Genomic DNA, 21,111 nt, shown 5'->3' on the forward strand with positions numbered 1-21,111 from the left:
GCTTACCACTCCCTTCTTTCTCGCTCTATAGAAATTTCCGGTGAAAGAGCTCCCGGACTCGGAGCTATGCTCCGGCAAAGATGTTTTCTTTTCCAGCCTGTTAAGCTTCCTACTCCTGGTCCCGGACAAATGCCTGGGCTGGAAGATAATGCAGCGTTCCCTCTAAAACAAGCGCCTGCTTTTGAAATCGCAGGACTTCCTGATTCTGCAGATCGATCAGTTCACGGTACGCTTCCTTTGTCAGGAAATAGCGATGATACTCTCCCTTTTCCCCGAACCATTCCTTTTGCTCCAACAACAAAAACTCCACCATATATCGGGTATCCGGTGCAAAGCGTTTCTCACACAGTATGGCATCACCCTTCACTGCCTTCACACCTTCCGATTCCCTGGCTACTGCCAGTAACTCATGGATACTGATACTCACGTTTCCTATCACCTCCCTTCGAAATCTTTTCCCTAATTTTCTGCGAAAAAAAGACAGGCACCTATACGATGTCTGTCTCTGTGGGATCTACCATCCCTTGTTCCTGATATTGTTGTTTTATAATTTGTTCCAGCTGTTTCCGAATTTCCTTATCCGGTACCTGGATGCAAAATTCCCGGATCCATCGCTCATGCAGATGCTCATCTGCTTCTGTCGACTCCCAAGACATGATGCTACAAGTCTCATCATATAGCAATTCCAACTGCCGAAACTGTTCGCCAAACTGTCCTGCATACTCATTCCAGATTTCCAGGTTATACAAGTTTAGCCCTAAAAAATCTGTCACATACGTCAGCCTGTCCAAGTCTGAAAACGTCATCTTTTCTTTTCCCAATAAGATTTCCCTGTCACGCTTCCCGCATAAAAACAGGAAAGCAAACCGTTCCATATCCTTTTGGTGCATACCCATCACCCTTCTTGTAAATAATTCCTTATTACGAAACATTATAAAAAGTGAACCCAGTAAAATCAATATAAAGTTTCTTTATTGCGAAATATTATGAAAATGTGAGGACTTTATGATGCAGAAAATCAGACCAGATATGGATATCGGCAAAAATATACAATCCATCCGTTATGCGAATAAACTTACTCAAGATCAGGTCATTGCAAAATTGAACCTGATGGGAATTTCTATGTCCAAAAGCACCTATGCCAAGCTGGAAACCAACCGCATGAACATCAAGATATCGGAACTTGTTGCCCTTGCTAAAATCTTCCATACCGATATCAATGCGTTCTTTTCCGGACTTCTCTAAACCGGAAAAGCAGTCACTTCTTAAATTTTCTCTGGTACGATCACTTTTTTCTTATTCTCTCCGTTTTTCTCCAACTAATTCTCTCATTTTATTTTGGTATATTTGTCTCACTTTTACAACCGATTGTATTCCTAATCCCATGTAAAATCAATAGAAAAAGTGCAAAAAGTGAGACAACCCTGCCAACACTATTTGCAGGAGGGATTAGAAATATGCCGAAACCGAAAACATCCACCGGGGAGAAAAACCTGATCAGCCAAAGGCTCATTGAGCTCCGCCGTCAGCATAATATGTCACAGAGGCTCTTAGCCTACCAGCTTCAGCTGAATGGGTATGATATGGATAAAAATGTAATCACCAGAATTGAGACTAATAAGCGCTACGTCACAGATGTAGAATTAAAAGCGCTTACTGAAATTTTTAATGTTTCCTATGAGTATCTCATCGAGGGAAAAGAAAAGTCATAGCACTCTTTGACCAGAGACTATGACTCTTCTTTATACTAACTCATTAATTGTACAATAACCAACTCTCAAATTTTTAATCTATATTCAATGAAAATCCTTGATCATATCCTTACTCAAGAAATTTAACAAATAATGTTCTTTTTATCACACTATATTTGAGAATCAATTTTATTTAGCGAAAAATCTCCACTCTTTTTACAGATTATCCTTAATTTATGCGGCAATTTTATTTTATGAGAACTTAACTTATAAGACCAAATCATCATATTAAGTAATTCCTGTTGAGAAATTGATGCCCCCGATCCGCCATCAAAACGAGTTAATCCTGATCCTAAAATAGGTATACATACATCTGTCTGCCCATAATATGTATCTATTTCCTCCCACAATATCGTCAGACATTCCAAATATTCATCACGTGTTAATCTCCCCAATCCCTTTTTATCTAATTTAGCAAATGCCAATAATAAGTCATCTCCATTTGGCACTATTCTGCCTGACTCATACCTTTCCTTATTTTGATACTTCGATCTGCTCTTGATAGGATTTAGTTGCGAACCAGATATTAATGATTGAATATTTAAATTGGGGTTGCTCTTTAAATATTGTCCACAAATAGACGTTGGTTTTATATCAGCAGGCGCATCTCCTACCTTTGTTGAAAAACATTCATCAAAGGTAATTACCTTCTTACATTTTTTTATTTTAAGCAAATCACCGTATTCAACTGTAATCTGATAATTATCCCCCTTCATGCTAACTTTTTTTCGTAAACATAGATAGATTCCATATATAACTGCTACAATCCCCCATACAAGCGCAAAAGCCAACATACGATTTATGATAATATTAATTTCTGAAATATTTATATAAATCCACGCAAATTGTTCAAAAGATTCTTTTGGAATCAACGTAATCTTTTGAAAGACAGCTTCTGGAACAAAGGTAAAAACTGCTGAAATAATTGCAAAAGCATATGCTGCACTCTTTTTAAATAAATTACTCAAAAACCAAGCACCTCTTTTATATACGAGTAATCACCTACCTTGTCCCCTAAAATATTTTTAGTCCAAAAAGGTCTCGCTTCTTTTTCATACGCTTTCATATAAGAAGGAAGCCAGGTCGATTCTTTCCTTGATGAATTATAAACTATAATAATTTTTTTATTTCGTTTTTCAGCTTGTTTAAATTCATGTTTCAAATATGAGTATGAATTAATGCATCCTACATCATCATTTTCACCTGGAGTAGATGTAAAAGCTACTTTACAAGGCTTCGTTCCATTTGTATTCTGCTTATAAGGTGTACAACTACACAAACTTTGACTATTGTTTACCCTTCTACAAGAACTCCCCGCTGTACGTAATGCTGTTTTATCCCCAACCACAAATATAACTGCTGATGAAGCATTAATTTGAGCATTAAACTCTTTTTTCAAATCACATATTCGACAATCAGAATCTTTTGATACACTTCCAGATGCCACTTGAGACATATCAATAAAATCAACTTTATGAAGATTATCCTGTCCCCATTTATTTAATTCTTTCACAACTTCACGATCTCCATCATTTTCAGAATAGTCTGCACTTATGTATACTTGTTTACTCATATATGTGTCCTCCCAGTCTTCATCGTTATTAGCACTCAACCAGGACGAGTGCTAATGATATTGTACTACTAATTAACTGTTATTACAAGTAACTATTTGCTAAAAATTCTTGACCTTTCTAACCAATATCCTCATTCAAAATATACCTTAAACTTCATTAAATCATAAGTACTTAATAACTTCTGAAATCCGAGATAACATATCCAAAATTAAAAATCATAAACAAGAACTTTAATTTAAAAAACCTGCTACAAGGATGTCTTTCCTCATACCAGATATCATTACTTTCTTCCTACTCCATACACATTTTTTCTCATTACTTGTGTATCATGTACCTATATTGTCATGTAATTCTACTGTGTACACGCTATGTACAGTAAGCACATGGGGTTCAGTTTACATCCGCCAGGACAATTGCCGGTTTCGTCAACAATGCCCGTGCTATAGAAACTCTCTGTTGCTGTCCACCGGACAGTGTTGATGGAAAACGTTCTAATTTATCTTTTAATCCAAGTATTTCTACAATTTCATTAAAGAAATCTATATCGATTTCCTTACCGTCAAGTCGCATCGGAAGAACTATGTTTTCGCGTATACTAAGCGAAGGAATTAAATTGTATTGTTGGAATACAAATCCGATATTTCTTCTTCTGAATATTGTTCTTTCTTCCTTGTTAAGATCTTTTAAACTTGTATTTCTGATCCAGACACCTCCAAAATCCGGAATGTCAAGACCTCCTAACATGTTCATAAGTGTTGTCTTTCCACATCCGGACGTACCAACAACCGCTATAAATTCGCCCTCTTCCACCATTAATGACACACCATCTAAGGCACGCACTTCATATGTATCGGATGTATAATATTTTTTTAGATTCATGGCTTTGATTATATCCATCTTTTCTGTAAACTCCTTTCGTAAATGCTACCTTCAACTCAGCCATAATCTATTTTACATGTTACATCTTACAAACTTCTTACACGCTGCATATGAACTGTCTATACCGGAAGATTTACTTCTATAAGCAGCCCTGGCTTCATTTGTTTTGCTTTCATCATCCCTTTTTGTAATAGAACAATCTCTCTGGAAAGATATAAACCAATTCCGCACCCTTCCTGCCCTCTTGCCTGCTCACCTCGATAAAATCTTTGAAAAATTTTATTTTCTTCTCCATCTCTTATCCCGATTCCATAATCTCTTATCTGAATCTTATAAAACATTTCGGTTTGTTTCATTGTGATATTGATCGTGCTGTTGCTTTTGCTATATTTGACTGCATTATCAAACACATTATAAAGGGCCTCACACATCCAGTTTTTATCATGTTCGCAAATGATTTTCTCTGGCAATTCTACTTGAAAATAGATATCTTTCTCTTCTGCCTTTTTCTGTATTTGCCCCAACGCATTTAGAATCGTTTCAACAAGATTTTCTTTTTGAGTGTGAACTTGTATGATTCCCTGCTCTAATCGGGCAGTTTTTATAAAGCTCTCCACCAAAAAACATAATTGTTCTTCACTTGTTCGCAAGTCTTTTATGTATTCTGTATTCAATGTTTCTTGAGTTTCATTTAATGACTCTTGCAGCAATTCTGTATAATTTTTTATATTCGCCAGCGGTGTCCTTAGTTGATGCGCAATCTCAGAAATTAATTTCTGTATCTCATATTTACTTTTTTCAGCCTCTTTCCTTCTTCCTTCCAATATTTCCTGTAAACGGATTAATTGATTGGTCGTTTTAGAATAGATCGTTTCTTGCCCTATATCAGAACCATCTAATTCATTGCCGTTTATTAAGGATTCAGTCAATTTATATATTTTATTCATTTCATTTGTTCTCAAATGATTTTCAACTAAATATACAGTGCTTCCTCCGAGTATGAAACCTATTAAAAGTACTGTAAAAATTGCTACAGCCATGCTACTCTCCCATTCTATATCCCATTCCAAATACATTACTGATAACATTCGATGAATCATTCAATTTCTTTTTCAATCTGCTGATCATAACGCTAATTGTGTTGAGATCAATGAATTCACTATCGATTCCCCATATATTTTCCATTATCATCTCTTTTGTAAGAACCTGGTTCTGGTTCATAATAAAATATTCTAAAAGCTGATACTCTTTGAGTGTCAAAGATATTTCCGTCTCTCCAACAAAAACCTGTTTTCTATCGGAATATAACATAACCTGTCCGCACATAAAAATATTTTCATTTGATTTTCTCTTTAGCACAACTTCAATACGCTTTAACAATACTTTTATTGAAAATGGTTTAACCACATAATCATCTGCTCCTGTATCAAACGCTTTTAACATATCTTTTTCGTCATCTTTTGCAGTCAAAAAAATAGCTGGAATTCTTCCGTTTTTTTGAAGTTCCTGATATAGATTTATTCCATCTCCATCCGGTAATCCAATATCTACGATCAACAAATCTACAGAACTATCTATATTTTTAATTGCTTCTTTTCTCGAACCAGCAAGAATCGTTGTATAACCTTGATTTTTCAAGGATGTATCCAATGCTTTTCTCAACAAATTGTCATCTTCTATAATTCCTATTCTCATACACGCCTCCAACTATGATACCTACGGATTGTTTCGTGCAATGCACTCCCACAATCCTGGTATCATCATATAATATAAAAATACACATATCTTCCTTCCAATACAAGCTTTTTACACAATAATATGAAGGGAGATGTTCAGAAATCGTTACTGTTCACTCCCGTGTCAATCACTTCGCTGATTGACACGGAGGATGTATGTTTTGGCTTGAATGCATCTCGCCCATCGCCAAAGGCGATTTAAAATGGCGAGATGCGTTGCTGGTCGCACATCGTGTGAACAGTAACCAGAAATCATTCAAAGCATCACCTTCCTCTGTTGAAATCCATAATACTAATTGTCATAAATAGAAAAGGGCGTTATAATAAAAACAATTTGAAATCAAAGAAATAAGTTGGAATTTCTAAACACAAGGAGAAAAAAATGAGTACAAAAGTGGAAAAAGCATTAGAACTACATGACAAAGGGTATAACTGTGCACAGGCTGTAGCCTGTTCTTTCTGTGAGGAATTTGGTATAGACCAGGAAACAATGTTTAAAATCTCTGAGGGATTCGGATTTGGCATGGGCATGATGGACATGTGCGGAGCTGTAACCGGTATGATGATGGTTATTGGAATGGATAACAGCATTGGAAATCTTGAAAATGGAAAAGCTACAAAAGCAGATACCTATAAGAAAACAAAAGAATTTGCAGAAAAATTCCGCCAAAAGAACGGAACCTATTATTGTCGTGACCTAAAGGGAGTCTCTGGAAAGGGGAAAGTTGTCCCATGTTCTCAGTGTATTGCAGATGCTGTTGAACTGACAGAAATGTATTTAGAGAGTGTAAAATAAAGTTGCTAAATAATTGGGAGCTATGCTCCCATTATTTATTTCTCCCTGATCTCTTGAGATTGCCTCATCCACTGATCTTCTCTTCCAGTTGTAACAATCGATTGTTCAGTACTGTATAATAAGCGCTTTCTCTGTTTTCAACCAAGATCATCGTAATATTCGCTGCAACTGCAAGATCTACCAGAAAGCTGTCTTCTGTTCCTGCTGTTTCCTGACTGAGAATCATTTTATTCCCTTCATTCTGTTCTTTCAGTATTCTTTCGAACAGTTTCGTAAGAACTGTACTCTCATCTATCTTAATTTCTTTTATCTTTTCTATCTCAATTTCTTCTTTTCTGATCAGCTGCGGCATACTTGGATGTACCGCACGTACGCCTCCAAGATACCTGTAAAGCGGAACCTTTTCTGCAGCCGCTGCTGCTCGCGCCACTGCAAGTGATATTGCAAAGGATGTCTGTTCATTTCCGTTTTCTTTCAGAATTGTATCAATCTTTCTTTGTTCAAATACATTTTCACCGATTATTTCCGGTGCGATCTGACTGTTAAGCAGTTCAATTTTTTCTTCGATGTGCACCTGCTGTTTTTCTGTCTGCTCTTTTTTACTATAATTTTTCCCTGCCATAGACGCTTTTCCTATGATTTCTCCTCCTGCCAGCACTTCCACTTCAATAGCCGGATTCCCGGCGAAATCAAGAATCTCTCTTGCATAAACGTCACGGATTTCTATTGCAAGATCCAGCTTATTTCTAACTTCTGGTTCCACACTCCAAAACCTCCTTTTCGTTGCTTTTCTTTCTATTTTTGTATGCTGTTTTTCGTACTTTGCTTAATTTCAGTATTTCCTTTTTGGAATAACTTCATGCGTTGACTTTTCACTTTTCAACGCTTACAATCATATGTGCAAACATTTGTGACAGCTTTTTAGATTGGATGTTGCACACAAAAGCTATCATTTTTCTTTTGGGGAGGAATTTATTTATGTTAGACAAGGGGAAGCATTTTCTTTTACTGACGGTCAGCACACTGATCATGGCGATCGGTACCTACTTTTTCAAGTTCACGAATAACTTTACCTTTGGCGGTATCACCGGTCTTGCTGTTCTTATTGCAAAGACAGGACTTATGACAGCCGGTGATTTCAACTTTGTTGCCAGTATGACGCTTCTGGTGATCGGAATGATTGTTCTTGGTAAGAAATTCGCAGCTAAGACAGCTTATTGCAGTATTCTGCTCTCGGTAACGCTTTCTTTTCTGGAGCGCGTCTGCCCGATGAAAGCTCCTTTGACAGACCAGCCGATGCTGGAGCTTTGTTTTGCAATCGCACTTCCTGCTCTTGGCTCTGCCATTTTGTTCAACATTGGCAGTTCCAGTGGCGGTACAGATATTATTGCTATGATTTTAAAAAAATATTCCAGCTTCAATATCGGACCGGCTCTTATGCTTTCTGATCTGTTGATCACTATTGCCGGATTCTTTATCTTCGATATCAAAACTGGATTATATTCTTTGCTCGGACTTACGATTCGTTCTTTCATGGTAGACACCTTTATCGAGAACTTCAATTTGTCCAAATATTTTAATGTTGTATGTGACGACCCAGAACCGATCTGTGATTTCATCGTTCATGAGCTGAACCGCAGTGCCAGCGTTTTTCACGCAACGGGTGCTTATTCCGGTCAGGACAAAGCGATCGTCCTGACTGCGCTCAACCGTACCCAGGCTGTCCGCCTGCGTAATTTCATCAAGATTACTGATCCAAAGGCGTTTATTCTAATCTCTAATACAAGTGAGATTATCGGAAAAGGATTCCACAGTATCTGATCAACTCTGTTTGATCAGATGTTGTGAGTGGAGCATTCTAATGAAATAAGTGATCTCCGATCTGTGTTCCGTAACCGCCTACACTGAAATACAGACAATCTCCAATCGGATTGCTTCCTGCAAGTGCATCTTCTGCCGCCTGCATCGCAGCTTCTGTATAGCCCTGGTTTGCTCTTACGCGGTCAAGCCATCCAGACATTGCCGGTGAGAACTGACCGGACTGGTAGATTACTTCTTCCATCGTATCCGGATAAGAGGAACTCTTGATACGGTTCATTACAACCGCTCCAACCGCAACCTGTCCTTCATACGGCTGGTTTCCCGCTTCACAGAAGATCAGGGATGCCAGCAATTCTTTTTCTGCTGCCTGCTGTGCAGCCGCTGCTTCTGCCTGTGCCGCTGCTGCCGCTTCTGCCTCCGCCTTCTCTCTGGCGATCCGTTCTGCTTCTTCCGCCGCACGTCTCTCTTCTTCCAGCTTTGCTTCATAAGCAATCTTCGCTTCAACTGCCGCGATCTTCACATTCTCGATCATCCCTGACTGCACATCGATCACTTCCTGTGATACACACCAATCAGTACCTACATCCCCGGCAGACTGCGTGTCATCTAAAGTTTCTTCCTGATCCGATGGCTCCGTTGACACTTCTGCTTCTACAGCACTCTGCTCCTGTGCTTCCGTGGAACTTGCAAATCCCGTCAGCATGACCGCACTCATCATTGCTGTATACATCGCCAGAAACATCCTTTTATTTTTATTAAATTTCATATACCCTCCTAACAATTTTGTTGCATAATTTTTACCATTTAATTGCTATTCTTTATTAATACTATGCATTATTTTCATTTTTATTACATTTATTACAAAAATGTTACGAGCGATATATTATCATAAAAATGTGTGCATGTCAACTTTTTTATTTCATGCGGAAAATCCGATCCTTTTTTCTACTAAAATACAGCTCCTGTAAAAGTCTCAACTTCCTACAAGAACTGTATCTCTCAACATCATTTTATCTCATTTTTTACAATGTCACGATTTCTCCATCTTCATCCCAGAGATCATGCCAGTCTTTTGCTCCATGCCACAAGAACACCTGTCCTTTTACAAGGCGGTTTCCTTTTTCGAGTGTTGCGATCTTCGCCATCTCTTCTTCTGTCAGCGGATCTTCTGTCATTGCTTTTAAGTTGCTTACATAATTGTGAAGTGAGAACGGAATTGCAATCTCGCCTCTCTGTCTTGCCCATTTCAGTGCAATGATCGCCGGGTGACAGTTATGAGCCTTCGCAATCTCCTGCATAACCGGAGTCTGCAGATCTGCTACATCTTCCGGACACATATCTCTCTCCGGTCTCATCGGAGAACCGATCGGCATGTAACCTACCGGCTGGATATCGTGTGCTACGAGGTAATCGTAAAGTTCCTGTTGCTGGAAGCAAGGATGGATCTCGAGCTCACAGGCAACCGGTTTGATCTTCATCAATGGAAGTACTGCTTCGAGTTTCGGAATCGTCATATTGGAGATTCCGATGAATCTTGTCAATCCGTCTTCGACAAGTTTTTCACACTGTCTGTATGTATTCATGAATTCTTCCACACTGAATGGTTTAGAATCCGGATTTCTTGACTCTACATCGCATTTTGGTGCATGGTAATTCGGGAATGGCCAGTGAATATAATACATATCCACATAATCACACTGGAGATCTGCGATACTTTTCTTGCAAGCTTCTTCGACATGTTCGTGCATATCGTTCCATACTTTTGTCATAATAAAGAGATCTTTACGTTCTACGATTCCCTCATCAAATGCATTTTTAAATACTTTACCGATCTCCGGTTCATTTCCGTAGCATGCGGCACAATCAAACATGCGGTATCCGCTTTTGATTGCTCCGTCTACTGCTTCAGCAATCTGATCTGCTGTAAATCTGTCGGAACCAAAGGTTCCCATTCCGATACATGGTGCTTCATCACCTGTGTAGAATTTTACTTTTGGCACATCTGCCGGATTAATAAATTCACCCATGATAATTCTCCTTTTATCTAATCTAACCGATCTTCTCAATCTCCACCTGTGGATAGATCTTTTCCATATCTTCTTTTACGAAGAATCCTGTTTCTTCTCTGAGCGCTGCTGCCGCAGAGATTGCGCTTGCTTTCTTCAATGTCTCTTCAACAGAAAGTCCCTCGCTAAGTCCAAGAGCGAACCCGGCGATCATGGAATCTCCGCATCCTACTGTGTTTACCGCATCGATCTTCGGCACACGTGCGCGAAAGATTCCGTCGTCACATACGACAAAGGAACCGTCTCCACCGAGTGACACTGCTACGATCTCGACTCCATCTGCATGAATCTGTTTTGCCGCATCTACCATGTCCTGGAAGTTGTCGCAGCTTTTTCCTGTCAACATACGGATCTCATCAATGTTTGGCTTGATCATCGTCGGCTTTGCCTCGATTCCCATCTCAAGCAGTTTTCCACTTGTATCAAGGATGACTTTCTTTCCTGCCTCTTTGCAGATTCTTACAAGACGCTGATAAGCTGTTCCGTCAAGTCCTTTTGGAACACTTCCTGACATAGCAACAACATCTGCTTTCTTCACCAGTTCTGTGAAATGTTTTTCGAATCCCTTAAATTCTTCCTCAGATACCGTGAATCCAGGCTCAAGAAATTCTGTCTGCACGTGATTGACTTCATCCCAGATGTTGATACAGGATCGGCTCTCTTCTTCCAGATGATAGAATTCGCTCTTGATTCCAAATGGTTTCAGTGCATCTTCGATATAATTTCCTGCATGACCTCCGACAAATCCTGTCGCGACCACTTCCGCTCCTGCGATAGACGCCGGCTTGGATACATTTAATCCTTTTCCTCCCGGTGTGTAGGCACATTCTTTCACACGGTTGACTTCACCGACCTGATAGCCTTCCACAACATATCTTTTGTCGATTGCTGCATTTAATGTTACTGTAAGTATCATATTCGGTACAGAGCTTTGACACATCAAAGCTCTTGTCCCCCTCTCTGATTAATCTTCGTTTACAAGCATTACTTTTCCCTGTACAAGTCCCGGTGTCTTAAACATCTGGAATGCTTCCTGTGCCTGGCTCATCGGAACCATTTTGTAAATAAATCCTTTGTCGAATTTCAGCTGTCCTGTTGCAAAGTAATGTGCTGTCAAATCCCACTCTTTGCCTGGGAACGGTGCGCTGTAGGACATCCAGGATCCTGTCAGTTTGAACTCTTTACGGTTCATGTTCTCCCACATTGCCGGTGTGAACTCAAGATTGACATGCGGTGTTCCGATAAAGCATACATGGGATTTATTTCCTGCAAGTTCAAATGCCATATGCATGGTTGGAACCTGTCCGGCTGTCTCGAATACAAATCCGTATCCTTTGCCGCCTGTGATCGCCATTGCCTCTTCCATAAAATTCTCTTTCGTTGTGTTGACAACTTCGTCAGCTCCAAGACGTTTCGCAAGTTCAAGTCTCTCATCACTGATGTCGAATACTACAACTTTCTTTGATCCGAAGATCTTGCACCACTGCATTGTAAACATTCCGATTGTTCCGCCGCCGAGTACTGCAACATACTGTCCGCCCTGATAATCATTCTGGAATACACCGTGGATAGCTACAGTGGCAGGCTCAAACATGGCCGCCTGTTCATACGGAATGCCTGGATCATATACAACTGCATTTTGCTCTGGGATCACTACATAGTCCGCATTGGATCCCTGCTCTCTGGAACCAATAAAGCTGTAATGTTTGCACAGAGAGAAGTTTCCGTTCTGGCAGTCATCACATTTCATACATGGTTTCAACGGTGCACCGGATACGTGATCTCCAACCTTAACCTTTGTTACACCTTCACCTACTTCTACAACATCTCCTGAGAACTCATGTCCAAGTACGATTGGATAGAAATGAACTCCGTTATGAAGTACTCGTGGAATATCAGATCCACAGATACCGGAACATTTTACTTTGACCTTAACTTCGCCCGGTCCCGGTGTCGGTTCTTCGTAATCAAGATACTGTACGTCTTCGTTGGCGCATACAACTGCTGCTTTCATTTTCAAGATCCTCCTTTTTTGATCTTTTGTTAATTTATTTCTTATTCATGGTTTTTCGCCATAGTTTCCTTTAATTGTTTATAAAGTTCTATATATGTTTCGTAATTTTTATCGTAAACTTTTCTGTTTTCATTATTCGGTTCGTGGGAACGCTTCTCTTCAATAGTAAGCTTCACTGCCTCGTCAAAGTCTTTGTACATTCCGATTCCGACTCCGGCAAGAATCACTGCACCGAGTGTTGTTGCTGTGTCAGAGGATGGAACAACAATTGGTTTTCCTGTGATGTCAGACTTGATCTGTGTCCACAACAAGGAGTTTGCTGATCCGCCCATCGCACGCAGGACTTCTACTTTCGCTCCGGCTTCTTCCGCAACATCAAGGTTATGCTTCAATGCATAGGCTGTTCCTTCCATTGCCGCACGGATGAAATGTCCTTTTGTCTTACTGAAATCTAATCCGTAGTAGACACCTTTTGCGTTTGGATCCCAAATCGGAGTTCTCTCACCGGACATATATGGGAGGAAGATCACTCCGTCACTTCCCGGTGCTACTGCTGCCGCCTCTTCATTAAATAAATCCAGTGAGCTTTTTCCCTGACGTTTTCCTTCTTCTCTTTCGTACGCTCCGAACTCCCGCTCAAGCCAGCGCATCACTCCGCCGCCTCCGGTTGTTCCGCCTTGTAAGAGCCAGCAATCCGGCACGACATGAAATCCAAGAATCAACCGCTCATCGGCACGATACTGGTCGGTACAGATACTCATTCCACCTGCCTGTCCACCTTGTTCCTGTGTCTCTCCGCTGTGGATCACTCCTGCGCCGAGAGTTCCACATGCTGCATCGAGTCCTCCGGCCACGACCGGTGTTCCTTCCGCCAGTCCGCTTTCTTTCGCAGCTTTCTCATTTACCTCACCGATCACTTCATGACAGGCATGAATTTCCGGCAATAGTTCAGAAGAAAATCCAAATTCCTGACACATCTCTTTATTCCAGGTTCCTGTTCTCATATCGAAGCAGTGAAGGCCATATCCCTGAGAAAGATCCTGTGTCATCACACCGGTCAGTTTGTATGCAATATAACTGTTGGATTGAAGGATCTTATAAGTCTTTGCATAGACTTCCGGCAGATTTCTCTGATACCAGATGATCTTTGCAGTTGTATAAGATGGCTGCAAAGAGTTGCCGCAAAGCTCGAAGATCTTGTCTTTCCCAATCTTTTCATTGAATTCTTCACAGATATCTGTGGCTCTTGTGTCCATCCAGATTGGGGTGTTCGTAAGTACATTTCCATCTTTATCGACTGCGATCGCAGACCAGCTCTGTCCATCAATTCCGATTCCTTTAATCTCTTCCGGGGAAATATTTCCTTTTACGAGTACCCTTGGGATTGCATCGCAAACTGCTTTCCACCATTCTTCCGGATTCTGTTCTGCCCATCCAGGATGTGGGTAATAAACCTGATAATCACCGGTTCCGGTTGCCTTGACGGTTCCGTCTTTTGCAAAGACTGCAATCTTGCAGGCACTGGTTCCGATATCTATTCCTAATAAATATTCTCCCATGGTCTCCTCCTCTTTATGAAATGTCCGCCACTGATTCTCCTTCTACGAATCCGGTTTTCAGCCAGATTGTCTCTGTTGTTTCTATTTTGTCTGATGTTTTATCTGATGTTTCATCCTTATCTTCGAGATGACTCAATAACAGATTTGCTGCCGCTTGTCCAATCTCTTCCGTTGGCTGTGTCACGATTGTCAATCTTGGTACTACAGCTCTTGCAAAATCCATGTTATCAAATCCTATCACAGACAGCTGTTCTGGAACTTTGATACCAAGGTCATTGATCTCCATCATTGCTCCGACTGTCATCTCGTAGTTGGAGATAAAGACTGCTGTCATATCTGGATTGTCTTCGTAAAGCTTGCGCATCGCTTTCGCTCCGCCGGCAATCGTGTAGTTACCATCTGCCAGAAGTTTTGTATCTGTTCTTTCTGTTTTGCCTTTTAAATCTGATTGTTGTGCTGATCTAGCTTTGGATGATTCTTGTATCGCAAGCTCATATCCTCGTTGACGTTCCCTTGCTGTATACACATTATCCGGTCCTGTGATCATACCAATCTTCTTATGCCCTTTTTTCATCAGCCGTTTCACTGCGTTCTGCGCTGCTCCTTCATTGTCTACAAGAACGCAGTCACAATCTCCGTTCTCCATCCTTCGGTCGATCAGTACAACCGGTCTTCCGGATTTTCTAAATCTATCAAATACTTTCTTCTCTGCTCCGGTTGGCATCATGATCAAGCCATCCACTCTTCTGTGAAGAAGGAATTCTGCGGCCTCTTCTTCTCGCTTCACATCGGATCTGCAGTCACAGATCATCGTCGCATACCCATGACTTCTTAATAAATCTTCCGCTGCTGTAATGATCTCTGAAAAGAAAATGTTGTTCAACTCGGGTAAGATGATTCCGATGGTCTTCGTTCGGTTTGTCTTTAATCCTCTTGCAACTTCATTTACCTCAAAATGAAGCTTCTCAATTGCCTCTTCGATCTTGATTCTGTTTTTCTCACGCACATTTCCTCCATTTAGATAAGAAGAAATTGTTGCAAGTCCGAGCCCTGTCTCTCGGGCAATGTCTTTCATCGTTGCACCCATAAACTTATTTCCTTATTCTGTATCTTGTAAGCTATCACTTGTTTTATTTTGCTTTTCCATCACATCCGCACATCTTCATGCGTGCGATCACCTGTTCTTTTACAGCTTCCATCGCAACAACACCGAGTTTCTTCGGATCGAATGTCTCCGGCTTCTCTTCAAGCAGTTTCTTCACGGCATCTGTGTATGCAACACGAAGCTCAGTAGCAAAGTTGACTTTACACATTCCACGCTCTACACATTCTCTTACGTCTTCTTCACTCAGTCCGGAAGCTCCATGAAGCACGAGCGGAACATCTACAACTTCTTTGATTGCGCTTACTCTTGGCTTGTCAAGAACCGGGGTTCCTACATAAAAGCCGTGCGCTGTTCCAATCGCTACTGCAAGAGAGGAAACTCCTGTGCGCTCTACGAATTCTTTCGCTTCCTGCGGATCTGTGTTCGTATCAGCATCAGCCTCAAGGTCGTCTTCCTTTCCGCCAACTTTACCAAGTTCAGCTTCTACCGGAATACCAAATGCATTTGCTACATCTACAACCTTCTTCGTCACTGCGATATTATTCTCAAAATCTTCGTGGGAACCGTCGATCATAACAGATGTGTAACCAGCTTTCATTGCCTGAACTGCAAGTTCAAAGCTATTGCCATGATCCAGATGCAGGCATACCGGGATCTTTGTTTTCGCAGCTTCTGCTTTCACGATTCCTGCAAATGTCTCCAATGTTCCGTACTTTACAGTAGAAGGTGTTGTCTGAAGCATCACCGGTGCGTTCAGCTCCTCCGCTGCAGCGATGACTGCTTTAACCATCTCCATATTCTCTACATTGAATGCGCCTACTGCGTATCCATCCTTCTTTGCGTCTAAAAGCATCTTTTCTGATGTAACTAATGGCATCGTATCGTCCTCCTTATTTTCAAAACCGAAACGTTTCGGTTTTGCTTATGTGTTTATTTTAGTACAGGATTTATTGCTTGTCAAGATAATGAAAACGAAAAGTATATTTTTATTAAAGCTGCAAATAATGTAACTGTTCAGAGCCAACCTCCAAAATGCTACGCATTTCGTCGGTGTGGCGTATCCGCCAAATAAAATTTCAAAAACAGTTTTAAAAATGCAAGCATTTTATACCTGTTTTTTGAAATTTTGCTTGGCTCTGAACAGTTACCAAATAATAGAAAAAAACACTTCAGGAGGTCTGATGAAATGAAAAACAGAGCGAAAAAGAGATGGTTTGCTTTAATAATCCTTTTACTATGCGCAGTTGTTATTGGTCTGTTTTATTGGAATGGACAGAAAAAAATGCAAAATGATGAAGGATATCTTGTGAAATATTCGTTACTGTTCACTCCCGTGTCAATCACTCCGCTGATTGACACGGAGGATGCGCGTTTTGACTTGAATGCATCTCGCCCCATCGCCAAAGGCGATTTAAAATGGCGAGATGCGTTGCTGGTCGCACATCGTGTGAACAGTAACAAATATTCTGCTCCGAATAAGAAACTGGAGGTGATCGTCCATGGCATCTGAATCAACAACTCTTTATCTCAAAGCAGACAGGAATGTTGAGGTATCAAAGCAAAACGTCATGTTAGGAGACCTCCTGAATATGGAGTGTTCAGACAAGACCATCCTGATGAAAGTAAAAACTTTGCGGATTTTGAAGATCCGGGAGGAAAAAGAACAGCGCTATGTAATTTCCGTGTTGAAAATCATTGCCTGTATTCATGAACAGTATCCCCGGCTGGAGATTCAGAATCTGGGCGAAACAGATATTATCGTTACTTATGAAAATCAGAAAACACCACCTCTTCTCTGGCACATTTTAAAAGTAGTGCTGGTATCAGCAGTGATTTTCTTTGGATCTGCCTTCTCGATCATGGCATTCAATAATGATGTTGGGGTAACGAAGCTATTTGGTCAGATTTATGAACTGATCATGGGAAAGAAGACAGATGGTTTTTCTGTTCTGGAAGTCACGTATTCCATAGGGCTTGCAATCGGAATTCTAATATTTTTTAATCACTTTGGTAAGAAACGCTTTACAGTAGATCCTACACCGATGGAAATACAGATGCGTCTTTATGAAAATGATATCCAGACAACTCTGGTGGAAAATGCAGCACGGCAAAAGAAAGAACTGGAGGTTGGAAAATGAACTTGTTGCAGACAATTTTCCTGGCATTGCTTGGTTTAAGTGCCGGAATGGTAGTAGCTGGCGGTGTCTTTTCTTTCATTGTGGAACTTGGTGTGATCTCAGATTTTGCAGATCGTACCCATACCGGCAATCATATTTTAATTTATGAAGATATGGTAGCAGCTGGTGCGATCCTTGGAAACTTGTTTCAGATTTTTGAAGTTAATCTTCCGGGAAGGATGATATTTCTTGCAATTTATGGACTTTTCGGAGGGATTTTTGTTGGTTGCTGGGCAATGGCACTTGCAGAAATTTTGAATGTATTTCCCATTTTTATGAGACGGGCAAGGATTGTCCGGTATCTCGCGGTGTTTGTGATAATGGTTGCATTAGGGAAAGGAATCGGAGCGGGATTGTTTTTTTGGAAAAGATGGTAAACTCTACCGCTTCATTTCTTTCCGCATCCGCTCCAGCACCTTCTTTTCTGTCCTTGACACCTGCACCTGAGACATTCCCATTTTCTTTCCTATCTCAGCCTGCGTCTTTCCTGCAAAATATCTCAGATAAATGATTGTCCGTTCCTTCGCTTCAAGTGTTTCCAGTACTTCTTTTAATACAATCCGATCAAGCACCTTTTCTTCCTGCCTGTCTTTTTCTTCCAGCTTATCCATCAGAAGGATCTCGCTTCCCTCTTTCTGATGGATCGGCTTATATATGGATTCCACCTCCACTGACGACTCCATTGCCTGGACGATCTCCTCACAATCTATCTGAAGCTCTTCTGATAACTCTTTCAATGTCGGTTCTCTCCCGAGTATCCTGGTCATCTTTTCTCTCGCCTGCAGACTCTTATAGGACAGCTCTCTCAATGAACGGCTGACTTTTATCATTCCGTCATCTCTCAAAAAACGCCGGATTTCTCCGGATATCATTGGAACAGCATAGGTTGAAAACTGTACTTCATAAGAAAAATCAAATTTATCAATTGCCTTAAGCAGTCCAATGCTTCCAATCTGAAACAAGTCTTCCGGTTCTGCACCTCTTCCGTAAAATCGCTTTACTACGCACCAGATAAGACCTATATTTTTTTCAACAAGTTCTTCTCTCGCTTTTTTATCTCCGTCGTGTGACTTTCTGATTAAAGCGATTGTGTCGTCCATATTCTGCTCCCTTTACCTATTGTCTTAGTCATTTTTACACTGGTTCCTTCCCCTACCTTTGACTCTACTTCCACAGTATCCATAAATGCTTCCATAAAAGAAAATCCCATTCCTGACCGATCATCCTCCGGTTTTGTTGTAAACATCGGTTCCATTGCTTTTTCCACATTTGCAATACCTTTTCCACGGTCCGATATTTCTACTGTAAAAAGCTGGTTTTCTATACTACAATGTATCTTTACTTTCTCTACTCTCTGTTCATATCCGTGGATAATCGCATTTGTTACAGCTTCTGACACTGCAGTCTTCACATCTGCTACTTCTTCCACCGTTGGATTAAGTTGTGTTAAAAAGGATGCTACCGATACTCTGGCAAATCCCTCATTTTCTGATCTGCTGTCAAAGCAGATCTCCATCTCATTATTCTGTGTATTACTCGCCTCCATCACTTTTCCCCCTCATAAATCTGCATAATCTTTGCTGCTCCTGAAAATGTAAGAATCTTCCGGATTCTTTCGTTCGTATGTACCGCCCAGACTTCTCCTCCGATCAGACTGACGGTCTTATACCTCCCCATAATGATTCCAATTCCTGAACTATCCATAAAATCTGTCCTGTCAAAGTCAAAGATCACATATCTGATATGATTTCTGCTGATCACTGCATCCGCTTCTTTCCTGATTTCATCTGCATTATGATGGTCTACCTCTCTTGGAAGATAGATCGTCAGACAATTTTCCTGTACCTGATATCTCATATATTTTCATGCCTCCTGCTTTTCTCATTTTCCGTTTAATTACCTGAATCCGTACGCTAAAAAAGGATATGCTTCTTCGCATATCCTTTTCCTTCGTAATCTTATTCGTCATCCTCTGTATTGTCAGAATTATCGTAATCTCCATTATCCTGAGAATTATCATAGCTATTGGAGTCATCGGAATTTTCTGAGTCCTCTGATACTGAACTACTATCTGAACTTGTATCTGAACTACTATCTGCACTTGTATCTGAACTTGTATCTGCACTGGCATCTCCATTCAGAATTGCAAGCTGCTTTTTCGCATCCTCAATATATCTGGAATTATTATAAGTATCTACCATCTTCTGATACCAGGTCTTTGCATTCTCTGTATCACCTTTTCCCTGATAAGCCTGTGCCAGACGATAAATAGCCTGTCCATCATTATAACTTTCGTCCATCTTCACAACCTTTGTCAGGTACTCAATCGCCTGATCATAGTCCTCTGATTCCAGTGAATCTACACCGGCTGCATATCTTCTCCTGCATGCTGTTGGGAAAATAGAATCAGAAAGTGTATCATACATCTCTTTTCCACTGTCTCCAAGAGAATCTCTTGTAATCTCAAGCAGCGCGTCTGCCATATCCGTATAACTATATTCTCCGGAACGGCTCTGACTTGAAACCTGAAGCAGTTTCTCATAGCTGTCAGATGTTGCCTTTGCCTGATCAACTGCTTTCTGTGCCTCGTCTCCGGCTGTTCGATACTGATCCAGTGTTCTTGTCTGGGCACTCACCTGTGCTTCCAGTGTGTTGATTTGTTCACTGTATGCACGCATCTGATTATTCAACTTCTCCGAGCGGTTCTGATTCACCGCCGGAGCAACAAGAAACCAGATCAAAGCAGCACCAAGAACCATTCCGATCAATATATTGGCAAATGCAAGCTGCTGTGCCATATCCCGGATCTTAGAACGTTTCGGCTGAATGATCGTCTCATTTCCAAGACTGTATTCTACTGTCGCACTTTTTGGTTTCCGGAAACTTCTCTCTGCATTCTTCCCATATCTGCCACGCTGTTTTGTAACTTCTTGCAAATAGGTCAGTGTCAGTTCATTTGTTGTATCTAATTTCTTTGCTTCTATAAGAATCTGTCTTGCCTTTGTATTCTGATTCATCTGTATATAGATCAGAGCCAGAAGCTGATACGCCTTCAGAAATGTCGGATGAGACGCGATCACCTGTTTCAACTGGATGATCGCAAGATCTTCCCCGTTCTGCTGACAGTAAACCAGACACTGGTTAAACTTCTTAATTGCCTGATTCAGTGATTCTAATTCATTCGCTGAATTCTGTACATTTTTAATATAATAATCTGCAATATTGTCTCTTGGGCACAGATTCTTACTGATGATCCACTCCACAAGAGCTTCTGAAACTTCCCCTATGCCATAATACACAAGACCTAAAAGATTCCGCGCCGCAATATTCTCCCTGTTATACTGCAGGCTCTGCTGCAAGGAAACAATTGCCCCGGACATATCTCTCACCTGGGCTTTGCGCAGTCCATCATTGTACCAGGAATTTGACTGATACATGATCTTCTTTGTGTAATCCATTTATACCCACCACTATCTTTCTATCTTCTCACCGTTTTTTCTTTCTTTGCCATAACCTCTTTTACGATATCCTGCATATCTGTCAGATCTTCCTTGTAAACAGCTTCCTCAATCTGGTCCACCTCGAGACTTGGCTTGAATTTTTTGAGTTCTTCTTCATAATTAAGCATCTGCA

Annotated in this window: 26 protein-coding genes and 1 pseudogene; 7 read left to right on the forward strand and 20 right to left on the reverse strand. The window is 40.7% G+C overall.

All coding sequences use genetic code 11. The features are described from left to right. Positions 1–109: 109 nt before the first annotated feature. Together LI162_RS00450 and LI162_RS00455 are read right to left on the reverse strand one after the other, a co-directional pair. Entirely contained in the window at positions 110–427 is a 318-nt protein-coding gene (locus LI162_RS00450; RefSeq protein WP_044961788.1) for a DUF5720 family protein, read from the reverse strand. Positions 428–488: 61 nt separating this feature from the next. Next, the gene (locus tag LI162_RS00455) at positions 489–890 is read right to left on the reverse strand and encodes a hypothetical protein (RefSeq protein WP_044961786.1); all 402 of its coding nucleotides are present in this window, start codon (positions 888–890) and stop codon (positions 489–491) included. A 118-nt stretch (positions 891–1,008) separates the two neighbouring features. Between LI162_RS00455 and LI162_RS00460 the strand changes: the two genes are divergently transcribed. Both LI162_RS00460 and LI162_RS00465 read left to right on the forward strand, forming a co-directional pair. After that, a complete protein-coding gene (locus LI162_RS00460) occupies positions 1,009–1,245 on the forward strand; it encodes a helix-turn-helix domain-containing protein (protein ID WP_044961784.1) in 237 nt (78 codons plus the stop codon). Between the two features lie 212 nt (positions 1,246–1,457). Beyond that, the gene (locus LI162_RS00465) at positions 1,458–1,712 is read left to right on the forward strand and encodes a helix-turn-helix domain-containing protein (protein WP_021651980.1); all 255 of its coding nucleotides are present in this window, start codon (positions 1,458–1,460) and stop codon (positions 1,710–1,712) included. 149 nt (positions 1,713–1,861) lie between these two features. Here the strand turns inward: LI162_RS00465 and LI162_RS00470 are convergent, their stop codons facing one another. From LI162_RS00470 to LI162_RS00490, 5 genes and pseudogenes are all read right to left on the reverse strand, one after another. Further along, a complete protein-coding gene (locus tag LI162_RS00470; RefSeq protein ID WP_021651979.1) occupies positions 1,862–2,719 on the reverse strand; it encodes a macro domain-containing protein in 858 nt (285 codons plus the stop codon). Next, complete coding sequence (locus tag LI162_RS00475) at positions 2,716–3,324, reverse strand: hypothetical protein (RefSeq protein WP_024852766.1); 609 nt, start codon at positions 3,322–3,324, stop codon at positions 2,716–2,718. Before LI162_RS00475 ends, LI162_RS00470 begins: the two co-directional genes overlap by 4 nt. 400 nt (positions 3,325–3,724) lie before the next feature. After that, positions 3,725–4,222 (reverse strand): annotated as a pseudogene (locus tag LI162_RS00480) (ABC transporter ATP-binding protein); the annotation flags it as partial. A gap of 101 nt (positions 4,223–4,323) precedes the next feature. Next, complete coding sequence (locus LI162_RS00485) at positions 4,324–5,244, reverse strand: sensor histidine kinase (protein ID WP_227155441.1); 921 nt, start codon at positions 5,242–5,244, stop codon at positions 4,324–4,326. Position 5,245: 1 nt separating this feature from the next. Beyond that, entirely contained in the window at positions 5,246–5,899 is a 654-nt protein-coding gene (locus LI162_RS00490) for a response regulator transcription factor (RefSeq protein WP_227155443.1), read from the reverse strand. A gap of 423 nt (positions 5,900–6,322) precedes the next feature. Between LI162_RS00490 and LI162_RS00495 the strand changes: the two genes are divergently transcribed. Beyond that, positions 6,323–6,736 (forward strand): C-GCAxxG-C-C family protein, encoded by a 414-nt coding sequence (locus LI162_RS00495; protein WP_226901048.1) that lies wholly within the window; start codon positions 6,323–6,325, stop codon positions 6,734–6,736. Positions 6,737–6,800: 64 nt separating this feature from the next. On the opposite strand, the gene LI162_RS00500 is transcribed toward LI162_RS00495, so the two are convergent. Further along, on the reverse strand, positions 6,801–7,499 hold the full coding sequence (locus LI162_RS00500; RefSeq protein WP_055172761.1) for a hypothetical protein: 699 nt from the start codon (positions 7,497–7,499) through the stop codon (positions 6,801–6,803). Between the two features lie 215 nt (positions 7,500–7,714). On the opposite strand from LI162_RS00500, the gene LI162_RS00505 reads away from it, so the two are divergent. After that, positions 7,715–8,557: a YitT family protein gene (locus tag LI162_RS00505; protein WP_015528205.1), complete on the forward strand. Its 843-nt coding sequence runs from the start codon at positions 7,715–7,717 to the stop codon at positions 8,555–8,557. Between the two features lie 37 nt (positions 8,558–8,594). Here the strand turns inward: LI162_RS00505 and LI162_RS00510 are convergent, their stop codons facing one another. The 7 genes from LI162_RS00510 to LI162_RS00540 form a co-directional block, all read right to left on the reverse strand. Then, entirely contained in the window at positions 8,595–9,323 is a 729-nt protein-coding gene (locus LI162_RS00510) for a cell wall hydrolase (protein WP_227155445.1), read from the reverse strand. Positions 9,324–9,579: 256 nt separating this feature from the next. Beyond that, positions 9,580–10,584 carry an aldo/keto reductase gene (locus tag LI162_RS00515; RefSeq protein ID WP_015528207.1) on the reverse strand — a complete coding sequence of 335 codons (1,005 nt, stop codon included), beginning with the start codon at positions 10,582–10,584 and terminating at the stop codon, positions 9,580–9,582. A gap of 22 nt (positions 10,585–10,606) precedes the next feature. Continuing rightward, a complete protein-coding gene (gene pfkB, locus LI162_RS00520) occupies positions 10,607–11,539 on the reverse strand; it encodes a 1-phosphofructokinase (RefSeq protein WP_055146401.1) in 933 nt (310 codons plus the stop codon). A 48-nt stretch (positions 11,540–11,587) separates the two neighbouring features. Then, positions 11,588–12,637, reverse strand: a complete 1,050-nt coding sequence (locus LI162_RS00525) for a galactitol-1-phosphate 5-dehydrogenase (RefSeq protein ID WP_117540778.1) — start codon at positions 12,635–12,637, stop codon at positions 11,588–11,590. Positions 12,638–12,678: 41 nt separating this feature from the next. Further along, positions 12,679–14,196 carry a xylulokinase gene (xylB, locus tag LI162_RS00530; protein WP_227155447.1) on the reverse strand — a complete coding sequence of 506 codons (1,518 nt, stop codon included), beginning with the start codon at positions 14,194–14,196 and terminating at the stop codon, positions 12,679–12,681. Positions 14,197–14,209: 13 nt separating this feature from the next. Next, positions 14,210–15,283 (reverse strand): LacI family DNA-binding transcriptional regulator, encoded by a 1,074-nt coding sequence (locus LI162_RS00535; RefSeq protein WP_195941608.1) that lies wholly within the window; start codon positions 15,281–15,283, stop codon positions 14,210–14,212. 43 nt (positions 15,284–15,326) lie between these two features. Further along, positions 15,327–16,178 (reverse strand): class II fructose-bisphosphate aldolase, encoded by an 852-nt coding sequence (locus LI162_RS00540; protein ID WP_015528212.1) that lies wholly within the window; start codon positions 16,176–16,178, stop codon positions 15,327–15,329. 309 nt (positions 16,179–16,487) lie between these two features. On the opposite strand from LI162_RS00540, the gene LI162_RS00545 reads away from it, so the two are divergent. The 3 genes from LI162_RS00545 to LI162_RS00555 are packed head-to-tail and all read left to right on the forward strand — an operon-like array spanning position 16,488 to position 17,855. Continuing rightward, positions 16,488–16,811: a hypothetical protein gene (locus LI162_RS00545; protein WP_054751603.1), complete on the forward strand. Its 324-nt coding sequence runs from the start codon at positions 16,488–16,490 to the stop codon at positions 16,809–16,811. Further along, entirely contained in the window at positions 16,801–17,439 is a 639-nt protein-coding gene (locus LI162_RS00550) for a stage V sporulation protein AA (RefSeq protein ID WP_196020174.1), read from the forward strand. The genes LI162_RS00545 and LI162_RS00550 overlap by 11 nt, the downstream gene beginning before the upstream one ends. Then, positions 17,436–17,855 (forward strand): stage V sporulation protein AB, encoded by a 420-nt coding sequence (locus LI162_RS00555; protein ID WP_196020173.1) that lies wholly within the window; start codon positions 17,436–17,438, stop codon positions 17,853–17,855. Before LI162_RS00550 ends, LI162_RS00555 begins: the two co-directional genes overlap by 4 nt. Before the next feature lie 3 nt (positions 17,856–17,858). On the opposite strand, the gene sigF is transcribed toward LI162_RS00555, so the two are convergent. The 5 genes from sigF to LI162_RS00580 all read right to left on the reverse strand — a co-directional run bounded on the left by sigF (position 17,859) and on the right by LI162_RS00580 (position 21,106). Continuing rightward, positions 17,859–18,578 carry an RNA polymerase sporulation sigma factor SigF gene (gene sigF / locus LI162_RS00560; RefSeq protein WP_015528215.1) on the reverse strand — a complete coding sequence of 240 codons (720 nt, stop codon included), beginning with the start codon at positions 18,576–18,578 and terminating at the stop codon, positions 17,859–17,861. Continuing rightward, on the reverse strand, positions 18,557–19,024 hold the full coding sequence (gene spoIIAB, locus LI162_RS00565) for an anti-sigma F factor (protein ID WP_196020172.1): 468 nt from the start codon (positions 19,022–19,024) through the stop codon (positions 18,557–18,559). The genes sigF and spoIIAB overlap by 22 nt, the downstream gene beginning before the upstream one ends. Next, complete coding sequence (locus LI162_RS00570) at positions 19,024–19,335, reverse strand: STAS domain-containing protein (protein ID WP_020436535.1); 312 nt, start codon at positions 19,333–19,335, stop codon at positions 19,024–19,026. The genes spoIIAB and LI162_RS00570 overlap by 1 nt, the downstream gene beginning before the upstream one ends. Positions 19,336–19,436: 101 nt before the next feature. Then, a complete protein-coding gene (locus LI162_RS00575; protein WP_196020171.1) occupies positions 19,437–20,936 on the reverse strand; it encodes a tetratricopeptide repeat protein in 1,500 nt (499 codons plus the stop codon). 20 nt (positions 20,937–20,956) lie between these two features. Further along, entirely contained in the window at positions 20,957–21,106 is a 150-nt protein-coding gene (locus tag LI162_RS00580) for a hypothetical protein (protein WP_167549861.1), read from the reverse strand. Positions 21,107–21,111 lie beyond the last annotated feature (5 nt).

Origin of the sequence: Mediterraneibacter sp. 210702-DFI.3.120, assembly GCF_020561005.1 — a bacterium.
In the GTDB taxonomy this organism is placed as follows: domain Bacteria; phylum Bacillota; class Clostridia; order Lachnospirales; family Lachnospiraceae; genus Mediterraneibacter; species Mediterraneibacter faecis.

Excerpts from the sequence above, each read along its gene's own strand:
- LI162_RS00455 (WP_044961786.1), bottom strand. The coding sequence starts at position 890 with ATGCACCAAAAGGATATGGAACGGTTTGCTTTCCTGTTTTTATGCGGG.
- LI162_RS00460 (WP_044961784.1), top strand. The coding sequence starts at position 1,009 with ATGCAGAAAATCAGACCAGATATGGATATCGGCAAAAATATACAATCC.
- LI162_RS00465 (WP_021651980.1), top strand. The coding sequence starts at position 1,458 with ATGCCGAAACCGAAAACATCCACCGGGGAGAAAAACCTGATCAGCCAA.
- LI162_RS00475 (WP_024852766.1), bottom strand. The coding sequence starts at position 3,324 with ATGAGTAAACAAGTATACATAAGTGCAGACTATTCTGAAAATGATGGA.
- LI162_RS00485 (WP_227155441.1), bottom strand. The coding sequence starts at position 5,244 with ATGGCTGTAGCAATTTTTACAGTACTTTTAATAGGTTTCATACTCGGA.
- LI162_RS00490 (WP_227155443.1), bottom strand. The coding sequence starts at position 5,899 with ATGAGAATAGGAATTATAGAAGATGACAATTTGTTGAGAAAAGCATTG.
- LI162_RS00495 (WP_226901048.1), top strand. The coding sequence starts at position 6,323 with ATGAGTACAAAAGTGGAAAAAGCATTAGAACTACATGACAAAGGGTAT.
- LI162_RS00505 (WP_015528205.1), top strand. The coding sequence starts at position 7,715 with ATGTTAGACAAGGGGAAGCATTTTCTTTTACTGACGGTCAGCACACTG.
- LI162_RS00510 (WP_227155445.1), bottom strand. The coding sequence starts at position 9,323 with ATGAAATTTAATAAAAATAAAAGGATGTTTCTGGCGATGTATACAGCA.
- LI162_RS00515 (WP_015528207.1), bottom strand. The coding sequence starts at position 10,584 with ATGGGTGAATTTATTAATCCGGCAGATGTGCCAAAAGTAAAATTCTAC.
- pfkB (WP_055146401.1), bottom strand. The coding sequence starts at position 11,539 with ATGATACTTACAGTAACATTAAATGCAGCAATCGACAAAAGATATGTT.
- LI162_RS00525 (WP_117540778.1), bottom strand. The coding sequence starts at position 12,637 with ATGAAAGCAGCAGTTGTATGCGCCAACGAAGACGTACAGTATCTTGAT.
- xylB (WP_227155447.1), bottom strand. The coding sequence starts at position 14,196 with ATGGGAGAATATTTATTAGGAATAGATATCGGAACCAGTGCCTGCAAG.
- LI162_RS00535 (WP_195941608.1), bottom strand. The coding sequence starts at position 15,283 with ATGGGTGCAACGATGAAAGACATTGCCCGAGAGACAGGGCTCGGACTT.
- LI162_RS00540 (WP_015528212.1), bottom strand. The coding sequence starts at position 16,178 with ATGCCATTAGTTACATCAGAAAAGATGCTTTTAGACGCAAAGAAGGAT.
- LI162_RS00545 (WP_054751603.1), top strand. The coding sequence starts at position 16,488 with ATGAAAAACAGAGCGAAAAAGAGATGGTTTGCTTTAATAATCCTTTTA.
- LI162_RS00550 (WP_196020174.1), top strand. The coding sequence starts at position 16,801 with ATGGCATCTGAATCAACAACTCTTTATCTCAAAGCAGACAGGAATGTT.
- LI162_RS00555 (WP_196020173.1), top strand. The coding sequence starts at position 17,436 with ATGAACTTGTTGCAGACAATTTTCCTGGCATTGCTTGGTTTAAGTGCC.
- sigF (WP_015528215.1), bottom strand. The coding sequence starts at position 18,578 with ATGGACGACACAATCGCTTTAATCAGAAAGTCACACGACGGAGATAAA.
- spoIIAB (WP_196020172.1), bottom strand. The coding sequence starts at position 19,024 with ATGGAGGCGAGTAATACACAGAATAATGAGATGGAGATCTGCTTTGAC.
- LI162_RS00570 (WP_020436535.1), bottom strand. The coding sequence starts at position 19,335 with ATGAGATATCAGGTACAGGAAAATTGTCTGACGATCTATCTTCCAAGA.
- LI162_RS00575 (WP_196020171.1), bottom strand. The coding sequence starts at position 20,936 with ATGGATTACACAAAGAAGATCATGTATCAGTCAAATTCCTGGTACAAT.
- LI162_RS00580 (WP_167549861.1), bottom strand. The coding sequence starts at position 21,106 with ATGCTTAATTATGAAGAAGAACTCAAAAAATTCAAGCCAAGTCTCGAG.